The sequence below is a fragment of the Aneurinibacillus thermoaerophilus genome (genome assembly GCF_019603355.1).
GTDB lineage: Bacteria > Bacillota > Bacilli > Aneurinibacillales > Aneurinibacillaceae > Aneurinibacillus > Aneurinibacillus thermoaerophilus.
Map to the genome: position 1 here is coordinate 1,501,961 of NZ_CP080764.1, position 16,427 is coordinate 1,518,387.

Genomic DNA, 16,427 nt, shown 5'->3' on the forward strand with positions numbered 1-16,427 from the left:
TTGTTATATTTCAGGAGGTAAAACAATTGGCTTCTAAGCTCCCCTCTGTTTCACAGACTCCCGTAGCGGTAGCTTACACTCCAAATTCTATATTGAATCTTAGTAAACCACCTCTACCACTCATTCCTATAATGAATAGGCCTAAAATGAATAGAGAGCGTTATGGTACTTGTACCGCTGTTGGATGGTTTAACAACAACCACTATCTAGCTACTTTAAATTTGGCGACTGAAACGCTTCATACTTATGCATTTCATCCACAAGATCATTCGCTCACTCTTTTACAAACTTTGAATAACCAAAATGGTATGCAATTGCACTGGCCAGACGCATTGGCATTTTCACCGGACGGATTATATCTTGTCATCACTAATACCAAACAAAATATGTGTTCAATAAATATGTATCACATTGATCCTCAAACACACTTGATTGATCCAGTTCCCTTTCAAGTGATACGACATCCCCATGCTGTTTTTCATGGAGTACGGTTTTCACCAAATTCCAAATACATGGTTAGTACTACCACGGATAGTTCTGGACTGATTCTTATTTATAAACTTGATTATGAAGCAAATGGTGCTCCCAAGATTACCCTTTCACAAGTTGTGCAAAACCGCTACCAACTATCTCCATTACCATTCAAGCCTAAAGCGATTGATTTTTCTAGTGATGGCTCACTTATAATCATTTGTTATGGAGTTACTGCAGGCACACAGTCTTATCCAAGTTATGGTGCGTTAGCTATTCATACTTGGGACAACGATACTGGAACCACCGGTACTCAATCTCTGTGTGAACTGACAGGAAAGCCTGAGTTATCTTGTCCTGACGATGTTGCCTTTTCCCATGATGCATTGTCCTCATTCATTGTTGTTCAATCTCAGTCAAATGATACAGTTGTTTTTTATTCTTTTGATAAAATGACCAATCAGATTGATCCACAATTCTTTGCTCTTACCAATCCCAAAGCACAACTTAGTTTCCCACATGGTTTTTCTCTTTCATCTGACGACAAGTATCTTGCTGTTTCCAATTATGGAGATGATAAAGTTACTGTTTATTCCTTGAAAAGTTAAATACACGGAATTAACAAATGAAATGAGTGTTTTGTATAATTTTCGCTCTTAGAGCCGCAAGGCTCTTTTGATGACAAAAAAGGACTTTCCCCCAATTTGTAGAAGATACAGGTGTCGAATCCATACCATACAAGGAAGGGGAAAGTCCGTTATGTATATTCTACAAGAAACGCTATTTTCCACGGTAAATCAACTTCATGTCCGTAGTATTCAAAAAGTAAAAGCACAAGTTTTTTTAAAGCGCTGTATTGTACTGGCTTCAACCCTGGCTATGTCCAAAGCGTCTGTACGTCAACGTTGTGCATAAAAATGTAGAACGAAACATTCTGCTACAACCGTCTGGATCATGTCGTGTAAACCATCGGTCGATGTGCTCTGGAAGCAATTCGTGGTAGCGTGACCGGGTACGAGATTCGTGTTAATGCAGATTATTGAACGTAGAAAAGGGAATGTAAAATATGTTTGACATCAAATCTCCTATATTTTATATTTATAAATGTCAAAAACGTTTTACATTTAGGGGAGTGAAAAATGTCATGATGGCTCTTAAAATTTTATTTTTAGCAGTAGGATTTTCTTTGCTCATATGGGTAAACTCGAAGATAAAAGCAGAAAATAATGGAGATGAACGTATAAAACATATTGTGCAACTGGCTGGATTAGGTGCATGGAATCTGATTATGCTAACGGCGGGGTTAAAAACATTACTTTCTATTTTTGATATCCATTTGTCTTTTATCAGTACTGATGCGACCTTAACTTTTCCTGTGCTGTTTGTTTTCTCACTTGTTTGCTACGGTATCAGTTTTTTGTTTCATTATGTATCAAAGACGTAAGGAAGAAAAAGTATGGAAAATAGAATCAAAGAGTTAAGAAAAGTACTACAGTTGTCGCAAGAAGAACTCGCTAAGGCGGCCAATGTCTCAAGGCAAACTATCAACGCCATTGAAAACAATAAATATGATCCCAGTCTTGAACTGGCCTTTAGGCTGGCACATATACTGGGATGCAAAGTAGACGATTTATTCATTTATCTTCCGGATATATGATTGTGCAAGCAGGCGCTAAGAAACGAGGAATGAAAATGAAAATTGAGGTTCAGGTGGAGAATAAAACGATTGAGCTAAAAAGCATAATAAAAGCACTTGCTATAGGAATAAGCTGGAGTATTTTATTTATTATTGCTGCAGCGTTCTCTTTTTCGTTGTATGAAATGAGAGGAAAAGATTTGATTATCTTTTCTGTTGCTCTTTCTATTCCTGTGTGCCTTATTTTGATATTATGCGTTAAAAAGTACGTGCTTACAGAAAAACAACTGTTATGGTCGAGCCTTGGATTTCAACGTATGAAAAACATACACATTATGAAATATGCTTTACATATTATGTCACTATGGCTTTTAATCATTATCACTCAAATTATAGTGCTAGCTGTTTTCCCGCCTGAGGCAACGAGTTCTTCTCAACTTGTAACATCGCAATTAACCCAAATGAGTTCAGCAGAATTCTGGTTGCTTTATATTGTTGTAGCTATTCTTGTTCCGATAACCGAAGAAATAATTTTTCGCGGCTTGATTTACAAGTATCTTTGCAGAAAGTATGGGTTTGGAATAGCAACGATAGGTTCAGCTCTTATTTTTACAATGGCTCATTTTTTTGTACCGATGCTCTGGGCGGCGTTATTTATAATGGGCTGTTGTCTAGCTTATCTTTTTAAAACGTATCAAAGTATATTCGCTCCATTGTCACTTCATATACTTACAAATAGCATCAATATCATTGCTTTATCCTGGATATTATTTTAAAAGCCGTTCCGGGTTATGGAACGGCTTCTTTCGTTTACATTTTGATTATTATCGGACATTCAAATAAAAACAGGGGAATAGTGGAAAACTTTACTTTAGTTTTTCGTTAATGATTCAAGTGCATTGATAATAGCTGACTGCTTTTGTTTTTGTAGATTCATTCAATCGTTCAGTAAAGAAATTCTTTCCTCCCTTGCGGATGTCAAACGAGCCGGAGCGTTTCCGAAACCTCATGCGCACATCCTTATAGCTTGATAGATAACCCGAGAAGAAAAGTCCCAAACTAAGCCAGAACGCTAGTGTATCAGTTTGCTTTCCTTTGCCTTTTCGACAAACCTCGCGGAGGAACGGTTGAGGAAGTCTTTCAAAGCGACCCCTATGACAAGCGCGATAGCGACATAAACCGCCATCATCAGTAAGTCCTTCCCGATAATATCCCAGAGGATTCCACCTACAGCCTCCCTCATCATGCTGATCGCGTATGTAAACGGCAGATAAGGATGGATCGCCTGGAAAAACGGCGGGGTTACCTGAATCGGGAACGTACCGCCAGAGCCAGCAAGCTGAAGGACCAAAAGCACGATTGCCATTGCTTTGCCGACGTTGCCAAATACGGATACAAGCGTATACACGATCAACATGAAAACAGAGCTGAGCAGCATACCGAACAGGACAAACCAAAGCTTATCCACCACATAGGTTCCAAGCAGAAAGATATCTCCCAGTGTGACCATGAGAGATTGCAAGACAGCCAACGTCATAAATGTAAGATAGCGACCAAAATAGATCTGGTAGCTTTTGTAATTGGCATCATGGTGATGCACTTCCACCGTTAGCAGGGAGACTAACAGTAGCGCACCGACCCAGAGCGATAGGGTTGTAAAAAACGGTGACATGGCCGAACCATAGTTGGGAATCGGGAATAGCTTGTTTTCCTTCAGCACGACCGGTTCGGCAAAAAACTCACTCGTTTTTTTCGCATTATTTATGAGTAGGTTAATAAGTTGGTCCAGTGTGCCTTCCTTTTCCATGGTGCGTATCCAATCTGCCAGGCCTTTGATCCTGGCCTCGATTGCAGGGAGATTTTTTTGTATCGCTGACAGCTCCTGGTTGCCGATGGTCAAGCCTTGTGCCGCGTCATGCAGGAGTCGCTGCACATCCGGAATGCTTTTGTTTGCCTCCACCAGCACAGCATAAGCACGCTGGGTGGCTTTTTTCGTGTTTTCCACCGCCTGAAGGATACGTGATTGTATTTCGCTGTCGTACCGCTGTAGAATATCATCAAGGATGACGGAGGTCTTCCTGGAAAGCTGATCCAAATGGTTGATTAGCTGGGCCGCAGGTTTTTCTCCCTGGTCAATGGCTGATGTGATTGTGTTTACCGTTGCCAATTGCTGCTGGAGGTGGTTACGAATCTGCTTCAGCTTTCCGGTAAAGATGGAAAGGCGATTTCCGCCCGCAAGGTTATCCAGCCGGTCGAATAGCGCGATGATATGCTCCGTGACAGCGATGCCGGTCGACAGGCGTCGGGAAGCTTGATTCAGGGCTGCTTTCACCACGGCAGGCTCGATCTTGGTATCTTGTAGAATATCGGTCAACTGTTCCATAGCCATGGCCGTTTGCTGGAGTAGGAAGAGATCTTGCTTGATCGTCGGGGAGAGCGCATCGAGAGCCTCTGTTGTCCGGTCGAGAAGTTTCTTAAATTTTTGGGTGACATCCATGCCGTCCTGAGTCAACTCTGCCACAATAGGCAGATTGGTTTGGGCTTTTCGGACGATACCGTTTGCCTTGTTAATGTCTTCCAGAGCGATATTCACCGTTTGATTGATTGTGGGAAACATGGCCTCCATCTTGAAGATCAGATTTCTCATTTTTTCGATCATGGGCCGCTGTACTTCCAATTCGAGGCCAATTTCATTAAAGATTCGGAAGATGGTACCGTTTGCCGTTTTGATAAAATTGCGGCTGATTTCATCGACGATTCCGCTGGCGCCTTTGGCGGTAATCTTCGGGGCGATCGCATTGATTTTCTCGTTGACACTGTAGACCAGCTCCGCCTTTTGCGGGTTGTCTGTCAAGACGGTGCCAATCTTCGCAGAGAAGTCGGCGGGAATGACGATGCTGGCATAATAATCGCCGTGTAGAACTCCCCGCATGGCCTCCTGTTCGTTTACAAATGTCCAGCCGATTTTGTGGTTTTCCTTCAACGAGGCGATGACTTCATTCCCGATGTTGATGGGGGTGCCGCGCAGGATTGTTCCTTTGTCATTATTGGTGACGGCTACCGTGAGACCGCCTGTCTGCGAATAGGGATCCCAGGAAGCCTTAATATTGAACCAGGCGTACAGGGAGGGTAAAAAAACGAGCCCAAGTATGATGATGGTGGCGACCCAATTGCTCACGATATTTTTGATGTCGCGGAAATAAAGCAATCCGATCTGTTTCATAGCCAGCTCCTGTTGTTTTTTTTAGTATTGCATCGTTTCGCTTTGGCATACGGAAGCTATTTATCCTGAAATTCTTTAGTTCCCCTTATTCAATGAAAGCAATAACTTGATTTAGCTTTTCCAAAGCGTTCGGGCTAATTTTCAATGTTGAATGCGGTTCTCCCGTTCCTCCGTAAATAAATGGATAACGAAAAAGCTTACTATCTACTATACAGGGTAAAGACAGGCCTACTAACGGAAGGCTGCCAACAGTGTATCCAGTGATCTGTTGGACTTCTTTTGGGTGTGCCAGTTTTAGTTGATTACATTCCAGAATTTCTGACACTTTTTCCAAGTTTACATGCCCGCGATCTCCTGAGATTATCATCGCAAAATACCCTTTTTCTGACTTGAGAACCAATGTAGGTGCAGTCTGACCTATTTCAATTCTGAAATAATCAGCACCTTCTTGTGCTGTATGAATGGGGTTTTCATGATGAATGATTTCAAATTGAACGCCATTTTCTTGTAAAATCGTTTTTAAATGCTCCATGCTTCCTCTAAACTCCTTACGTTTACTTATATGGATATATTTGGATTATAAAAAATATAATGGAACCTGTACGGATAAATCCTTTTTTTAGCCTGCCTGCCCTTCTGAATATCATGAAGCTTGATGATTCATAGTTTATTGGAGGGGAGACCCTAAACATCCTTAGAAGCTTATCTTAGCATATAGCAAAAATTATAAAATTAAGAAAGAAATTTTGCAAAAAAATGAATAAGGTTGTTTGTGTCCAGGCAATAAGGGGGAATCCGGTCGCAACTTTATTATAAGAGAGACTATCTTACTTGGCGTGTTTTAAAACAACGGTAAATTGCACCAACGAAGATGATGGTAAGTGCCAAAATATAGGCATAAAAAATTGGATAAGGGAGTGGAATGGTAATTTCGCTCCAATTCACTGTTCGTTGACTATCAAATATGTTTTCAACTCTCATGAATTCGGTCATGGATGCATTTTTTATGATCCAGATAATGGAAAAATGTGAGATGTTCCGGATGAAAAAGGGGGTAGCAAAAACTACACCCGCAACAAAAAATACAACCAAATATGATCGATTGATTACAGAAAGCCAGAGAACAAAGAGGCCAAATGCCACACATCCCAGCCAGTTTGTCGCAATCTGAATCATGCAGTATTGCCAGATACTTATAGCGTACGGTGACGATGAGTATTTCTGCAGACTCTGAATGGGCAAATTCCATCCTATGTCTCCGACCATGAGGATGTTAAAGGTTATGTTCAAAATCCAAAATCCAAGTACCAATACCGTGATGAATGATAGGGAGGCGAGGATTTTGGCTGTTACCAATTTGTTCCTTCCATATTTGGAACTCAGGATGATGGAATCAGTTTTCAATTGGTACTCTTGCGAAAAGGAAGTGGATAACGCAAGTAAAATGAGTATTCCCTCAAAGATCGACCCTGAAGAGTAAGAGAAATCAGCAATTCGATCCCACGCCATCATCGAGTGCCATGTATAATAAGTATGAGTGGTGAACAGATATATGCTGGCGAATAATCCGATCATCAGCCATACGATTTTATTGTTCCATATCTTGTATAATTCTTGCCAGATCAGTATACCCAATTTATATCACCTGCCGCTTTTTGATGCTGAACATAAGGAGAAGTAAAGAAATAAATCCATAAGTCAGCATGATGATTAAGAGGTACCAACCATACTGTAAAGGAAATCCGAAAAAGTTAAGAAAATGATAGTTGTCGAGATGGTTAAGCTTGATGAAGTCCGTGAAACGGAGAATGTCAAGCAAGAGTTTTACCGGCATAACCAGTGGAATGTTTGCCATTTCGATGACGACGGGAAATATCAGCACAACACCGCCAATAAAAGCCGGTACAATTGATAATTTTGTCCGTGAAGATAATAGTAAGACAAATATTCCTAAAATAATACAACCTAACGTTGCATAAAGCTGTTGCTTGAGATAAAATGCCCAAATTGGCCCATCAAAACCGGTTGAACTAAATAAATCTAACAATGTAACCAAAGGTTGATTCCAGCCACTTAACCCGTAACAATACCCGTTAAGGGAGAAAACCACACATGCTAACAAGGCATTGATTACAGTACAAAACACTGCCGCCGCCGCAATTTTGGCCAACACAATTTTCCTGCGGCCATATCGACTGCTGAAAATCAGGCTGTCCATTCTGGTGGAATACTCATGACTAAATACATTGGACAATCCTAAAATCGTGAGCGCCCCGACAAAAAAGTAGCCGACCTCATTCATATATTGAATGATGTTTTTCCAGCCATTAAGGTAATAGACGGATTTAGGGTATTCTACTTTTTTCCACACTTCGATTTCTTTAAGCTCCGCCTTTTGTAAGGCACTTACGTTCTCTTTTCCCTTCAGCCTTTCTACTTTTTTCGCTGATTCTTTTAGGAACTGTTCATATTGCTCTTTCAGATTCACAGCGTTAACAATATCCGTAGCAACAGAATTTTGAGCGATCAAATCTTCATTCATGGGCTGCTTCCTTGGCGGGGCCTCCAGAACCTGACGGGCCCAGGCTATTTTTTCTTCAGTTATGTTTCCACCGAATTGTTCATAAAACAGTTTCTTTTTCTTCTCGAGCGCAACATTAAGAGCGCCGAAAAAGTGCAAGCAGTAAAATAATATGAACACGCTCAAAGCAATATAGACTACTTTTTGAGAAAAGATTTTGTATAGTTCATATTTGATCAATTGCATAGATTAGTCCTCCGTGTCGCCTGATATTTCCCCGAAATAGCACAGATAGATATCTTCGAGTCTGGGTGTTTGCAAAACAGCAGTGGGCGCAGGTGCTGTATCGGAGATGACCCTGGCCTCTATCTCCTGCCCTTTTCGTAGGACATTCCCCACGGTGTAATGTTGCTCAAGTTTATGGAGCTCGATTGCAGGTACGGTGACATGCCAAACTTTCCCATTTAGTTCATTTAGAATACTCTGCGGGCTTTCCTGTTTTAGCAACTGCCCGTTTTTTAAAATCAGCACTTCTTTCGCGATGTACTCGATGTCAGAAATAATGTGTGTGGAAAGAAGGACAATACGGTCGCCGGATATTTCCGATAAAAGGTTACGGAATCGCACTCGTTCCTTTGGATCAAGCCCTGCGGTAGGTTCGTCCAAAATTAAGAATTTTGGATCGTTGAGCAGAGCCTGAGCGATTCCTAGCCTTCTTTTCATGCCACCTGAAAACGTACCGATTTTTTTGTGCTTCTCCTTGGTGAGATTGACCAAATGCAGGAGTTCGTCGATTTTTCGATCCGCATCATGACGGTTCAATCCTTTGAGTGCAGCGACATACTGCAAGAGGCGATAGGCTGTGAAATAGCTGTAAAACCCGCAATCTTGAGGAAGATAGCCGATTAACGCTCGGTATAAGTCATCCAACTGTTTAATATCTTCACCATCAGCCATTATGCGCCCGCTCGAAGGTTTCAACACATCAGCCAGCATCCGCATCAGTGTGGTTTTGCCGGCTCCGTTAGGGCCGATTAGACCGTAAACGCCTGAGGTTAATTCGGCAGAAACGTCGTTGATCGCGACTTTATCTTTGTACATTTTACTTACGTGGTCAATTGTGACTTTCAAGCAAAACATTCCTTTCAAAATACATATTGGTCGTTGTAAGCAGTTTTTTGATTTGAATCGCAGTACATGCTGTGCCGATGACAATCAGCATAAGATAAAAAAACGTATCAAGCACCAGCAATTTGTCAATGAGAGCAGGTGACAAGAGAAAAACCATACACAGGCTCACCCAAATTGACACCATTGCCATAACGGAGGTGCCCCCTCTCAAACGGATCGCGATCATCAGCGAAAGCCCGCAAACGAGGGTAAAGGGAGTAAGCCAAAAAAGGGTAATTTTATACATCTGAACCGAATCTGACATCAAGGAAAACAAGATCGAGCATACAAAGTTGATAAAAATGTTATAGACACCGATAACAAAAAGCTTGGATAGAATGACGCTAATCGCGTTATACCGACAAGACATTTCCAACTCCAGCATTCGCTCATCCCGTCCTCTAAAGACTTCGATTAGTCCGAGCATGAAAGGTGTAGGTGAGAGGGCAAGTAGCATCATGTAGGGATTCGACATCGCACTCAACCATGTGAATAATGCCCCCGCTACATATAAGGCAATGCTAGTGAGCCAATAAATCGGACGGATAACCGAGATTTCAGAGAAAGCGAACCAAATGATTCGGCTGAATCGGCACAAGAACCCCGACTTTTTCCGCGCCCGAATACGCATCTGGGTTCTGGCTGTCTCTATTGTTGAATTGATTTCGTTTTGATCTGGGAATTTAACTTCAAATTTGTTTAAATTAGCTATGATTTGCTGCAGATCAGCATGTGACACATCCTCAGGAAATTCAGTATTGGCTTTGCTTTTTTTCATCGTTTTTGTCCCTTTCCAAAATCGATTTTAGTTTGGATAATCCCTGCATGATCCGGGATTTTACGGTAGATTCACTGCTGGACGTAATGCTCGCAATATCTTTGATTTTTAGATCATGATAAAATCTGAGCACAATCGCTTCTCGCTGATAGGCAGGAAGTTTCATTACGGCGTTACGGATATATTCACTTTCCACTTTGTGCTGGATCAAATCGATAACGTGTTCATTTTTCTCGGAGATCTTATCTGTCCAGGTGAATGAAGCTTGTCCCAGTTTATACCCCTGGCTTTTGTAATGGTCCCGGCACGTGTTTAGAGCGATTTTAATCAGCCAGTGTTTAAAACTTCCCTCCGTAGAAAAGGTGTCTATGTTTTTGATCATTTTAATAAATGTTTCTTGCGTTAAATCATAGCAGAGATGATATTCGCCTACATTTCGATAGATATAAGCAAAGACCATTTTGTAATATCGATTTATAAGCACTTCCATCGAGCTCTCGATGCCCTTGCGTATTTCCATGATGAGTTGCTCATCGCTTTGCAATCGTCTCACCTCACTTCATTTAATATAACGAAAGAAATAGAAAAAAAGATTTAAAGACATAATTTTTTGAGCTTGGACTTGGAGGCCGTCATGAGAATAGCGACGTTATGAATCAGTAACTTCCGGGGGATGAGGCTGCGGCAAAAATCGCTCTTTTTCCCTATATATCGACAGAATACCCATCATGACCGCTCGTATGTTCTTGTGTTATAATGACCATACGAACGCAAGGGCAGGCAAAAAGGCAACCGCAGCCAGGGGTTGGTTCGGCTGCCTTTTTGCCTGTGTGGCTGATACATAATTCCGAGGTGGTGAAGCCGGTGGCGAAGAAAAAGAAAAGCGCGAAAGAAGCTGGAGGTAGGAAGCGAGATACGCGGACGTTTCTCCGCTACGAATTATATGGGCTTGTTATAATTGCCTTCTCGCTTTTGGCGCTGCTTACATTCTCCAACACGAGCTGGTTTGGACGTTATTTTGCTTGGATTTTTCGCATTGTGGCCGGTTCCTGGGATTTTATGCTGCCGCTTATGGGCATCGGTATCGGCGTGTATGTAATGGCGAAGCAAAAATGGCCCTATTTGCTGGCTCAACGTTGGATTGGCGTATTTCTTCTGTTTTTTTCCCTTCTTGTCTGGAATCATATGCTTTTATTTGACGAGTTGACCGCCGGAGGAAAATTTGCGGGACAGTCCGTTTTATCGGTGACGTGGGAACAGCTGCTGCAGGAAAAAAGACAGGTGGAAGCAGGGAAACCGTCCACAACTGATGTAGGTGGAGGATTGCTTGGCGCTATTGGCTATGCCTTCTTTTCAGCGGCGGCTGGTTCGGCAGGTACTTCTCTTATTGTTGTTTTCATGGTGCTTATCGGCATGATGCTGGCTTTTCAAATTTCGTATGTGCGTTTATTTCAGGCGGTGCGTCGTATGCTTGTCGCGGGAGGAGCGCGGATGAAAGCTGCGGGCCAGGATGCTCTTGTGCTGTTGAGCGAGCGGAGGGAGCAGCGGCTGCGGGAGCAGGCGGAGCGTAAGGCATATGAAGAAAGTCTAACGGAAGAAGACATGCAGACCGAGGAAAAGGCGGAAAGGAAACCGAGTTTTATCGCTCGTTGGTTCGGAAACCGGAACATTGCTTTAACGTCGGATGAGACGGGTGGCGAAGAGTTGCGGCACCATATGGCGGAAAGAGCAGCGGCGGTTCCAAAGGCGGGCGTTTTTTTGAGTGATGCGCCGGAGCCGAAGCAGGCAGAAGAAATCGTCGTTCATGATTTTGCTGAAAACGTGTATCGGCAGGAAGAACATGCGCTGGAGCCTGAATCTGAAGTGAAAACAGAGGGCGCACAAATCAAAGTAAAATTGCACGGGCGCCAAAAAAGAGAGAGCAAGGAGCTGCTGGAAGCTCCTTCGGATTTGCCGCTCGCTTTTGAAGGGGAAGACGATCACCCATCATACCGGTTGCCGACGCCCGAGTTGCTGGATCGTCCGAAAGGGGCAAAGCCCGGCGGAGTGACAAAGAACGTGCAGAGCAATGTACACAAGCTCATCACAACGCTTGAAAGCTTTGGCGTTCAGGCGAAAGTGCTGGAAGTTCAGCGTGGGCCGACAGTTACGCGTTACGAAATCCAGCCAGCCATTGGGGTTAAAGTAAGTAAAATTGTCGGGCTGGCAGACGACATTGCCCTAGCGCTTGCTGCGCGCGGAATCCGGATGGAAGCGCCTATTCCCGGAAAGTCTGCCATCGGTATCGAGGTGCCGAATGATGAAGTGGCACTTGTTACGTTGCGTGAAGTGCTGGAGAGCCGTGAGTACCAAGAATCTCTAGATAAGCTAAGCATTGCGCTCGGGCGTGATATTTCCGGACAGCCGATCATTGCCAATTTGGCGCGCATGCCGCACTTGCTTGTGGCCGGCGCGACAGGCAGCGGGAAATCGGTTTGCATTAACGGAATCATTATGAGTATTTTATGCAAAGCAAAACCGAGCGAAGTGAAATTAATGATGATTGACCCAAAAATGGTAGAATTAAATGTATACAATGGAATTCCGCATTTATTATCACCGGTTGTCACCGATCCGCGTCGCGCTTCGATGGCGCTGAAAAAAGTTGTACAGGAGATGGAGCGGCGGTATGAATTGTTTGCTAAGTCAGGCACACGTGATTTGGAGCGGTACAACGAGTTAGCGCGGCAGGAAGGGGTGGCACCGCTTCCGCTTATCGTAGTTATCGTGGACGAGCTGGCGGACTTGATGATGGTGGCGCCGGGAGACGTGGAAGACGCGATTTGTCGCCTGGCGCAAATGGCCCGTGCGGCCGGTATTCACTTGATTATTGCTACTCAACGGCCGTCCGTTGATGTGATTACTGGAGTCATTAAAGCAAATATTCCGTCGCGCATCGCGTTCGGTGTGTCTTCAATGGCCGATTCCCGAACGATTTTGGATATGGGAGGAGCAGAAAAGCTGCTTGGACGCGGTGATATGCTGTATTTGCCGATGGGCGCATCCAAGCCGGTGCGTATTCAAGGAGCATTTGTTAGCGATCATGAAGTAGAGAAAGTCGTCACGTTTGTCAAAAGTCAACAGGAGGCGCGCTATCATCCGGAGATGATGCCAGGTGAAGAGGAAACAGCAGCCGTGGGGAAACCGGAAGATGAACTGTATGAGCAGGCGGTAGAACTTGTGCGCGAAGCGCAGACGGCTTCCGTCTCGCTTTTACAGCGCAGGCTTCGCATCGGTTATACGCGTGCAGCGCGGCTTGTCGATATGATGGAAGCGCGCGGCATTGTTGGTCCTTATGAGGGTAGCAAACCGCGCGAAGTGTTAATTTCGCGGAACGATTCCCAAATTTCCTGAGAAAAAGGTCAAAAACGGTAGGAAGAAACGGATAGGATAGTGGCCCGAGCGGTTTGCGCCGCTCGGCGCGCACGTCCCGTGTGGAATGGGCGGCGCAGACATATGGGAACTATATGTATAGAAAACGTTTTCATGATAGAATTAGAATATAAAGTAATTTTCATGATAAGAAAGCGGTGGATGTATGGGGAAAATGGTAAAAAGCGTATCGTTGGATATCGCGATTAAAGATTTGATGATTCCAGGTAATAAAGTAGCGATTGTACAGGAAGGCAACACGTTGGAGCACGCCCTGCTCGTTTTGACAAAATCGGGTTATTCTGCCATTCCAGTATTGGATCGGGAGTATAAGCTTAAAGGACTTATCAGCATGTCACTTATTCTGGATTCCATTCTTGGGATTGAAAAGATTGAATATGATAAACTGGGCGAGCGGAAAGTGGAAGAAGTCATGAACAAAAAAGTGGCGTGGATGAAGGAGGATGGCAGCTTTTTCCGCGGCTTGGAACTCTCTATTAATCATCCGTTCTTGTGCATTGTTGATGAGGACGGGGTGTTTGTTGGAATTTTAACCCGCAAATCAATTTTGGCCCATGTTCATAAGTATTTAAAATACGGTATAAAATGAGACAGGCTACGTAAATGCCTGTCTTTTTAAGTGGATAAGAAACATAATGATTGACTATTCAATTTGGTTTCGTTCGCTGAAAAGTAACATAAGTACAGGAAGAGGTGGTTACAAATGCCGAAACGTCAAAAATGATATTAGTTAAGTATGTATGATAATTTGATGGAAAGTTGCCCGTTTTCGATCCCAATATATTCGAGTTTTTCAAATGTAGCGTTAGGGTAAGAGTGTTGCAAGGTTTTCATCGTTTGGCACATTTCATCCGCAGAATTAACCAAAATTTCAATACGGTTCATGAATCGTCACCTCGTTCTTTTTCTTTGTCATATGTATTCGTGCAATATTTGCGGTTTTAAGGGGGGGACTAAAATTTTTTTGCTAAAACAAAAAAGCTTCCGCCGTACAGCGAAAGCTTTCTTTGTGTTTTATTGTTTATATAAAACTGAATGGCTCCATATTACTCGCCGCTTTGTATCACCGGACGAAGACGGCTGTAAATTGGATACGCGATGACCGCTTCTGCTATCCCTTTAATCAGGTTAAACGGTAAGATCGCGTAAACGATAAGCGTCCAGAGGCTGGTAATGCTGCTGTTCGCCTGTTGTGACCAGCCGATAATGTCGGAAACTGACATGCCCATCACGTAGGCAAAGGCCGGAATAAAAATAAAATAGTTGGCAACCGACATAATAAACGCCATCGCCATCGTACCCGCGGTCATCCCCAACCAGAAATTTACTTTGCTCTGCCGTAGCATGCGCATTAGCCACACAGAAACAACAACGAATGTGCTACCGGCAATGAAGTTGGACAATTCGCCGACTGCCATGCCGCCTTGAGTTGTCAAGAGAAAATGCAACACATTCTTAATAAATTCGACCGCCATTCCGGCGAGTGGGCCAAATAGAATGGCACCGATAAGCGCGGGAATTTCGCTTACACCGATCTTGAGAAAAGCTGGAAACATCGGCAGCGGGACTTCCACAAACATTAGTAGAAATCCGATGGTGGACAGCAATGACAAAAACGCTGTCTTTCGTACTTTTCTTTTCATTATTCAATTCTCCCTTCTCCCATCCAGACTATACTGTCGGTCACGGAATTTCACCGGGTCAGCCGGATGCTCGCCATTTTGCATCCGGGTCGCGGACTGAGGAGAATTGGCTCCATCACCGCCGGTCGGGAATTTCACCCTGTCCTGAAGGTTTGTTTGTGTTACAAACTTCACAATCTATTTAGAAATATGTCACGAAAATATATGGAAGTCAATATCCATTGTTTTTCATGAGGAGAAATAATAAATAACAAACAATTGTGACTGCTTATAACGTCCTGCCTTTCATCTTTTACTTCGAAACCATGTCATAAAATTAAAGCGCTTTTATATAGCGCAATTTGCTGTACAATATAGGCAAGAAGAATTCAACTTAAGCGAATGAAAGAAGAAGTGAGGAAAAGGGGAGAAAAAGATGATTTTTGGGATTTCATATGCGGAATGGATCGGCTATATTGTTGTGGTTGTGCTTGTAATTGTATTCGGTTTGCCAAATGCGTGGGTAAAACGCTTGGAAAAATACTATTCCAGTGACCATTTGCATCGTGCTGTTTCGCCCGATGAGGTAAATGCTGTCATTTTGCGCGATTCGGATGGGAATGAAAGAGCGCTAGAAAGTGGAGAACGGGAGCGGATTATTGATTTATTTAATGCTGCTAAACCGGTACAAAAAATAGAGTCGCTGGCGAATACCCAACAAGGGCCTTTGCTGCGCATGGTGCGGACGGATGGAAATTCGCTTGTCATTGCGCCGTATCGCAATGATTTTGTTGTTAGCTGTTTTGACGCAAAAAAAAATGACCGACCGATTACATATTGGGCAAAGCAGGATGCGCTTACGGAATTCTTACATAGGGGGGCGGGAAATGATTGAAAATACAAATGAACAAGCGTTTGCTGAAGGAGTAAAGCGTCTGGCGGAAAAAGACCCGATTATCGGCCGTTTAATCGATGCATATGGCCGGTACCCATGGAAAACGCGGACTGACTATTTTGCGATACTGTGTGAATCTATTGTATCACAGCAGCTTTCCGTCAAAGCGGCGGCGGCTATTGCAGCGAAAGTTCGCGCGTATTTTAGCGGGGAGTGGGCGCCGCAACCCATCCTTGCTGCGGGTGAAGAAGAGTTACGCGCCTGCGGTCTATCTTATTTAAAAATTAGATATTTAAAGGATTTAGCTGCGTTTTTTGCTGACGGAAGATTGAAAGAAGAAGAATTCCCCACTTTGTCGAACGAGGAAGTTGTTCGTCGCCTTGTCCAAGTGAAAGGGATTGGTGTGTGGACGGCGCAAATGTTTTTGCTTTTTGGGCTCGGGCGTCTTAATGTGTTTCCGGTAGATGACTTGGGAATTAAAAAAGCCATCCAGTTCAACTACGACCTTCCCGCGCTGCCTGATAAAAAACAAATGATTGAAATCGGAGCCAAGTGGACGCCGTATGAATCGATCGCTTGCCTTTATTTGTGGCGCAGCCTGAATAACAAGCCGGAATTATAGCCAGACAACGAATAATTCAGCATTTCACTACTCTATAGTAGTAATGGCGTTGTCCCT

17 protein-coding genes and 1 riboswitch are annotated in these 16,427 nt (G+C 43.4%); of the genes, 8 read left to right on the plus strand and 9 right to left on the minus strand.

Annotated elements, in window-relative coordinates; translation table 11 throughout:
* Window positions 1-26 precede the first annotated feature (26 nt).
* From K3F53_RS07930 to K3F53_RS07945, 4 genes are all read left to right on the plus strand, one after another.
* Window positions 27-1,079, plus strand: coding sequence for a lactonase family protein (locus K3F53_RS07930; protein WP_220560212.1), 1,053 nt, complete (start codon window positions 27-29; stop codon window positions 1,077-1,079).
* 536 nt (window positions 1,080-1,615) lie between these two features.
* Window positions 1,616-1,915 carry a hypothetical protein gene (locus tag K3F53_RS07935; protein WP_220560214.1) on the plus strand — a complete coding sequence of 100 codons (300 nt, stop codon included), beginning with the start codon at window positions 1,616-1,618 and terminating at the stop codon, window positions 1,913-1,915.
* A 12-nt stretch (window positions 1,916-1,927) separates the two neighbouring features.
* On the plus strand, window positions 1,928-2,128 hold the full coding sequence (locus K3F53_RS07940) for a helix-turn-helix transcriptional regulator (protein ID WP_220560244.1): 201 nt from the start codon (window positions 1,928-1,930) through the stop codon (window positions 2,126-2,128).
* Between the two features lie 2 nt (window positions 2,129-2,130).
* The gene (locus tag K3F53_RS07945) at window positions 2,131-2,883 is read left to right on the plus strand and encodes a CPBP family intramembrane glutamic endopeptidase (RefSeq protein WP_220560263.1); all 753 of its coding nucleotides are present in this window, start codon (window positions 2,131-2,133) and stop codon (window positions 2,881-2,883) included.
* A gap of 296 nt (window positions 2,884-3,179) precedes the next feature.
* Here the strand turns inward: K3F53_RS07945 and K3F53_RS07950 are convergent, their stop codons facing one another.
* The 7 genes from K3F53_RS07950 to K3F53_RS07980 all read right to left on the minus strand — a co-directional run bounded on the left by K3F53_RS07950 (window position 3,180) and on the right by K3F53_RS07980 (window position 10,319).
* Entirely contained in the window at window positions 3,180-5,330 is a 2,151-nt protein-coding gene (locus K3F53_RS07950; protein ID WP_220560273.1) for a YhgE/Pip domain-containing protein, read from the minus strand.
* A gap of 85 nt (window positions 5,331-5,415) precedes the next feature.
* The gene (locus K3F53_RS07955; protein ID WP_220560282.1) at window positions 5,416-5,862 is read right to left on the minus strand and encodes an aminoacyl-tRNA deacylase; all 447 of its coding nucleotides are present in this window, start codon (window positions 5,860-5,862) and stop codon (window positions 5,416-5,418) included.
* Between the two features lie 290 nt (window positions 5,863-6,152).
* A complete protein-coding gene (locus K3F53_RS07960) occupies window positions 6,153-6,965 on the minus strand; it encodes an ABC transporter permease (protein ID WP_057899060.1) in 813 nt (270 codons plus the stop codon).
* Window position 6,966: 1 nt separating this feature from the next.
* Window positions 6,967-8,097 carry an ABC transporter permease gene (locus tag K3F53_RS07965; RefSeq protein WP_057899059.1) on the minus strand — a complete coding sequence of 377 codons (1,131 nt, stop codon included), beginning with the start codon at window positions 8,095-8,097 and terminating at the stop codon, window positions 6,967-6,969.
* A 3-nt stretch (window positions 8,098-8,100) separates the two neighbouring features.
* On the minus strand, window positions 8,101-8,982 hold the full coding sequence (locus K3F53_RS07970) for an ABC transporter ATP-binding protein (RefSeq protein WP_057899058.1): 882 nt from the start codon (window positions 8,980-8,982) through the stop codon (window positions 8,101-8,103).
* Entirely contained in the window at window positions 8,966-9,799 is an 834-nt protein-coding gene (locus K3F53_RS07975) for a hypothetical protein (protein ID WP_220560284.1), read from the minus strand. The genes K3F53_RS07970 and K3F53_RS07975 overlap by 17 nt, the downstream gene beginning before the upstream one ends.
* Window positions 9,774-10,319 (minus strand): RNA polymerase sigma factor, encoded by a 546-nt coding sequence (locus tag K3F53_RS07980; RefSeq protein WP_091259926.1) that lies wholly within the window; start codon window positions 10,317-10,319, stop codon window positions 9,774-9,776. Before K3F53_RS07980 ends, K3F53_RS07975 begins: the two co-directional genes overlap by 26 nt.
* Window positions 10,320-10,663: 344 nt before the next feature.
* Here K3F53_RS07980 and K3F53_RS07985 point away from each other — a divergent pair, with 344 nt between their 5' ends.
* Both K3F53_RS07985 and cbpB read left to right on the plus strand, forming a co-directional pair.
* Window positions 10,664-13,192, plus strand: coding sequence for an FtsK/SpoIIIE family DNA translocase (locus K3F53_RS07985; protein ID WP_246615695.1), 2,529 nt, complete (start codon window positions 10,664-10,666; stop codon window positions 13,190-13,192).
* Window positions 13,193-13,376: 184 nt separating this feature from the next.
* Window positions 13,377-13,820, plus strand: a complete 444-nt coding sequence (gene cbpB, locus K3F53_RS07990; RefSeq protein WP_091259910.1) for a cyclic-di-AMP-binding protein CbpB — start codon at window positions 13,377-13,379, stop codon at window positions 13,818-13,820.
* 137 nt (window positions 13,821-13,957) lie between these two features.
* Here the strand turns inward: cbpB and K3F53_RS07995 are convergent, their stop codons facing one another.
* Window positions 13,958-14,116 (minus strand): hypothetical protein, encoded by a 159-nt coding sequence (locus K3F53_RS07995; RefSeq protein WP_156424059.1) that lies wholly within the window; start codon window positions 14,114-14,116, stop codon window positions 13,958-13,960.
* A gap of 161 nt (window positions 14,117-14,277) precedes the next feature.
* Window positions 14,278-14,874 carry an ECF transporter S component gene (locus tag K3F53_RS08000; protein WP_057899053.1) on the minus strand — a complete coding sequence of 199 codons (597 nt, stop codon included), beginning with the start codon at window positions 14,872-14,874 and terminating at the stop codon, window positions 14,278-14,280.
* A gap of 7 nt (window positions 14,875-14,881) precedes the next feature.
* Window positions 14,882-15,030: riboswitch (FMN riboswitch) on the minus strand.
* A gap of 259 nt (window positions 15,031-15,289) precedes the next feature.
* Here K3F53_RS08000 and K3F53_RS08005 point away from each other — a divergent pair.
* The gene (locus K3F53_RS08005) at window positions 15,290-15,748 is read left to right on the plus strand and encodes a hypothetical protein (protein WP_057899052.1); all 459 of its coding nucleotides are present in this window, start codon (window positions 15,290-15,292) and stop codon (window positions 15,746-15,748) included.
* On the plus strand, window positions 15,741-16,370 hold the full coding sequence (locus K3F53_RS08010) for a DNA-3-methyladenine glycosylase family protein (protein WP_057899051.1): 630 nt from the start codon (window positions 15,741-15,743) through the stop codon (window positions 16,368-16,370). Before K3F53_RS08005 ends, K3F53_RS08010 begins: the two co-directional genes overlap by 8 nt.
* Window positions 16,371-16,427 lie beyond the last annotated feature (57 nt).

Excerpts from the sequence above, each read along its gene's own strand:
- K3F53_RS07965 (WP_057899059.1), bottom strand. The coding sequence starts at position 8,097 with ATGCAATTGATCAAATATGAACTATACAAAATCTTTTCTCAAAAAGTA.
- K3F53_RS08000 (WP_057899053.1), bottom strand. The coding sequence starts at position 14,874 with ATGAAAAGAAAAGTACGAAAGACAGCGTTTTTGTCATTGCTGTCCACC.
- K3F53_RS08010 (WP_057899051.1), top strand. The coding sequence starts at position 15,741 with ATGATTGAAAATACAAATGAACAAGCGTTTGCTGAAGGAGTAAAGCGT.
- K3F53_RS07955 (WP_220560282.1), bottom strand. The coding sequence starts at position 5,862 with ATGGAGCATTTAAAAACGATTTTACAAGAAAATGGCGTTCAATTTGAA.
- K3F53_RS07950 (WP_220560273.1), bottom strand. The coding sequence starts at position 5,330 with ATGAAACAGATCGGATTGCTTTATTTCCGCGACATCAAAAATATCGTG.
- K3F53_RS07940 (WP_220560244.1), top strand. The coding sequence starts at position 1,928 with ATGGAAAATAGAATCAAAGAGTTAAGAAAAGTACTACAGTTGTCGCAA.
- K3F53_RS07995 (WP_156424059.1), bottom strand. The coding sequence starts at position 14,116 with ATGAACCGTATTGAAATTTTGGTTAATTCTGCGGATGAAATGTGCCAA.
- cbpB (WP_091259910.1), top strand. The coding sequence starts at position 13,377 with ATGGGGAAAATGGTAAAAAGCGTATCGTTGGATATCGCGATTAAAGAT.
- K3F53_RS07975 (WP_220560284.1), bottom strand. The coding sequence starts at position 9,799 with ATGAAAAAAAGCAAAGCCAATACTGAATTTCCTGAGGATGTGTCACAT.
- K3F53_RS07935 (WP_220560214.1), top strand. The coding sequence starts at position 1,616 with ATGATGGCTCTTAAAATTTTATTTTTAGCAGTAGGATTTTCTTTGCTC.
- K3F53_RS08005 (WP_057899052.1), top strand. The coding sequence starts at position 15,290 with ATGATTTTTGGGATTTCATATGCGGAATGGATCGGCTATATTGTTGTG.
- K3F53_RS07980 (WP_091259926.1), bottom strand. The coding sequence starts at position 10,319 with ATGGAAATACGCAAGGGCATCGAGAGCTCGATGGAAGTGCTTATAAAT.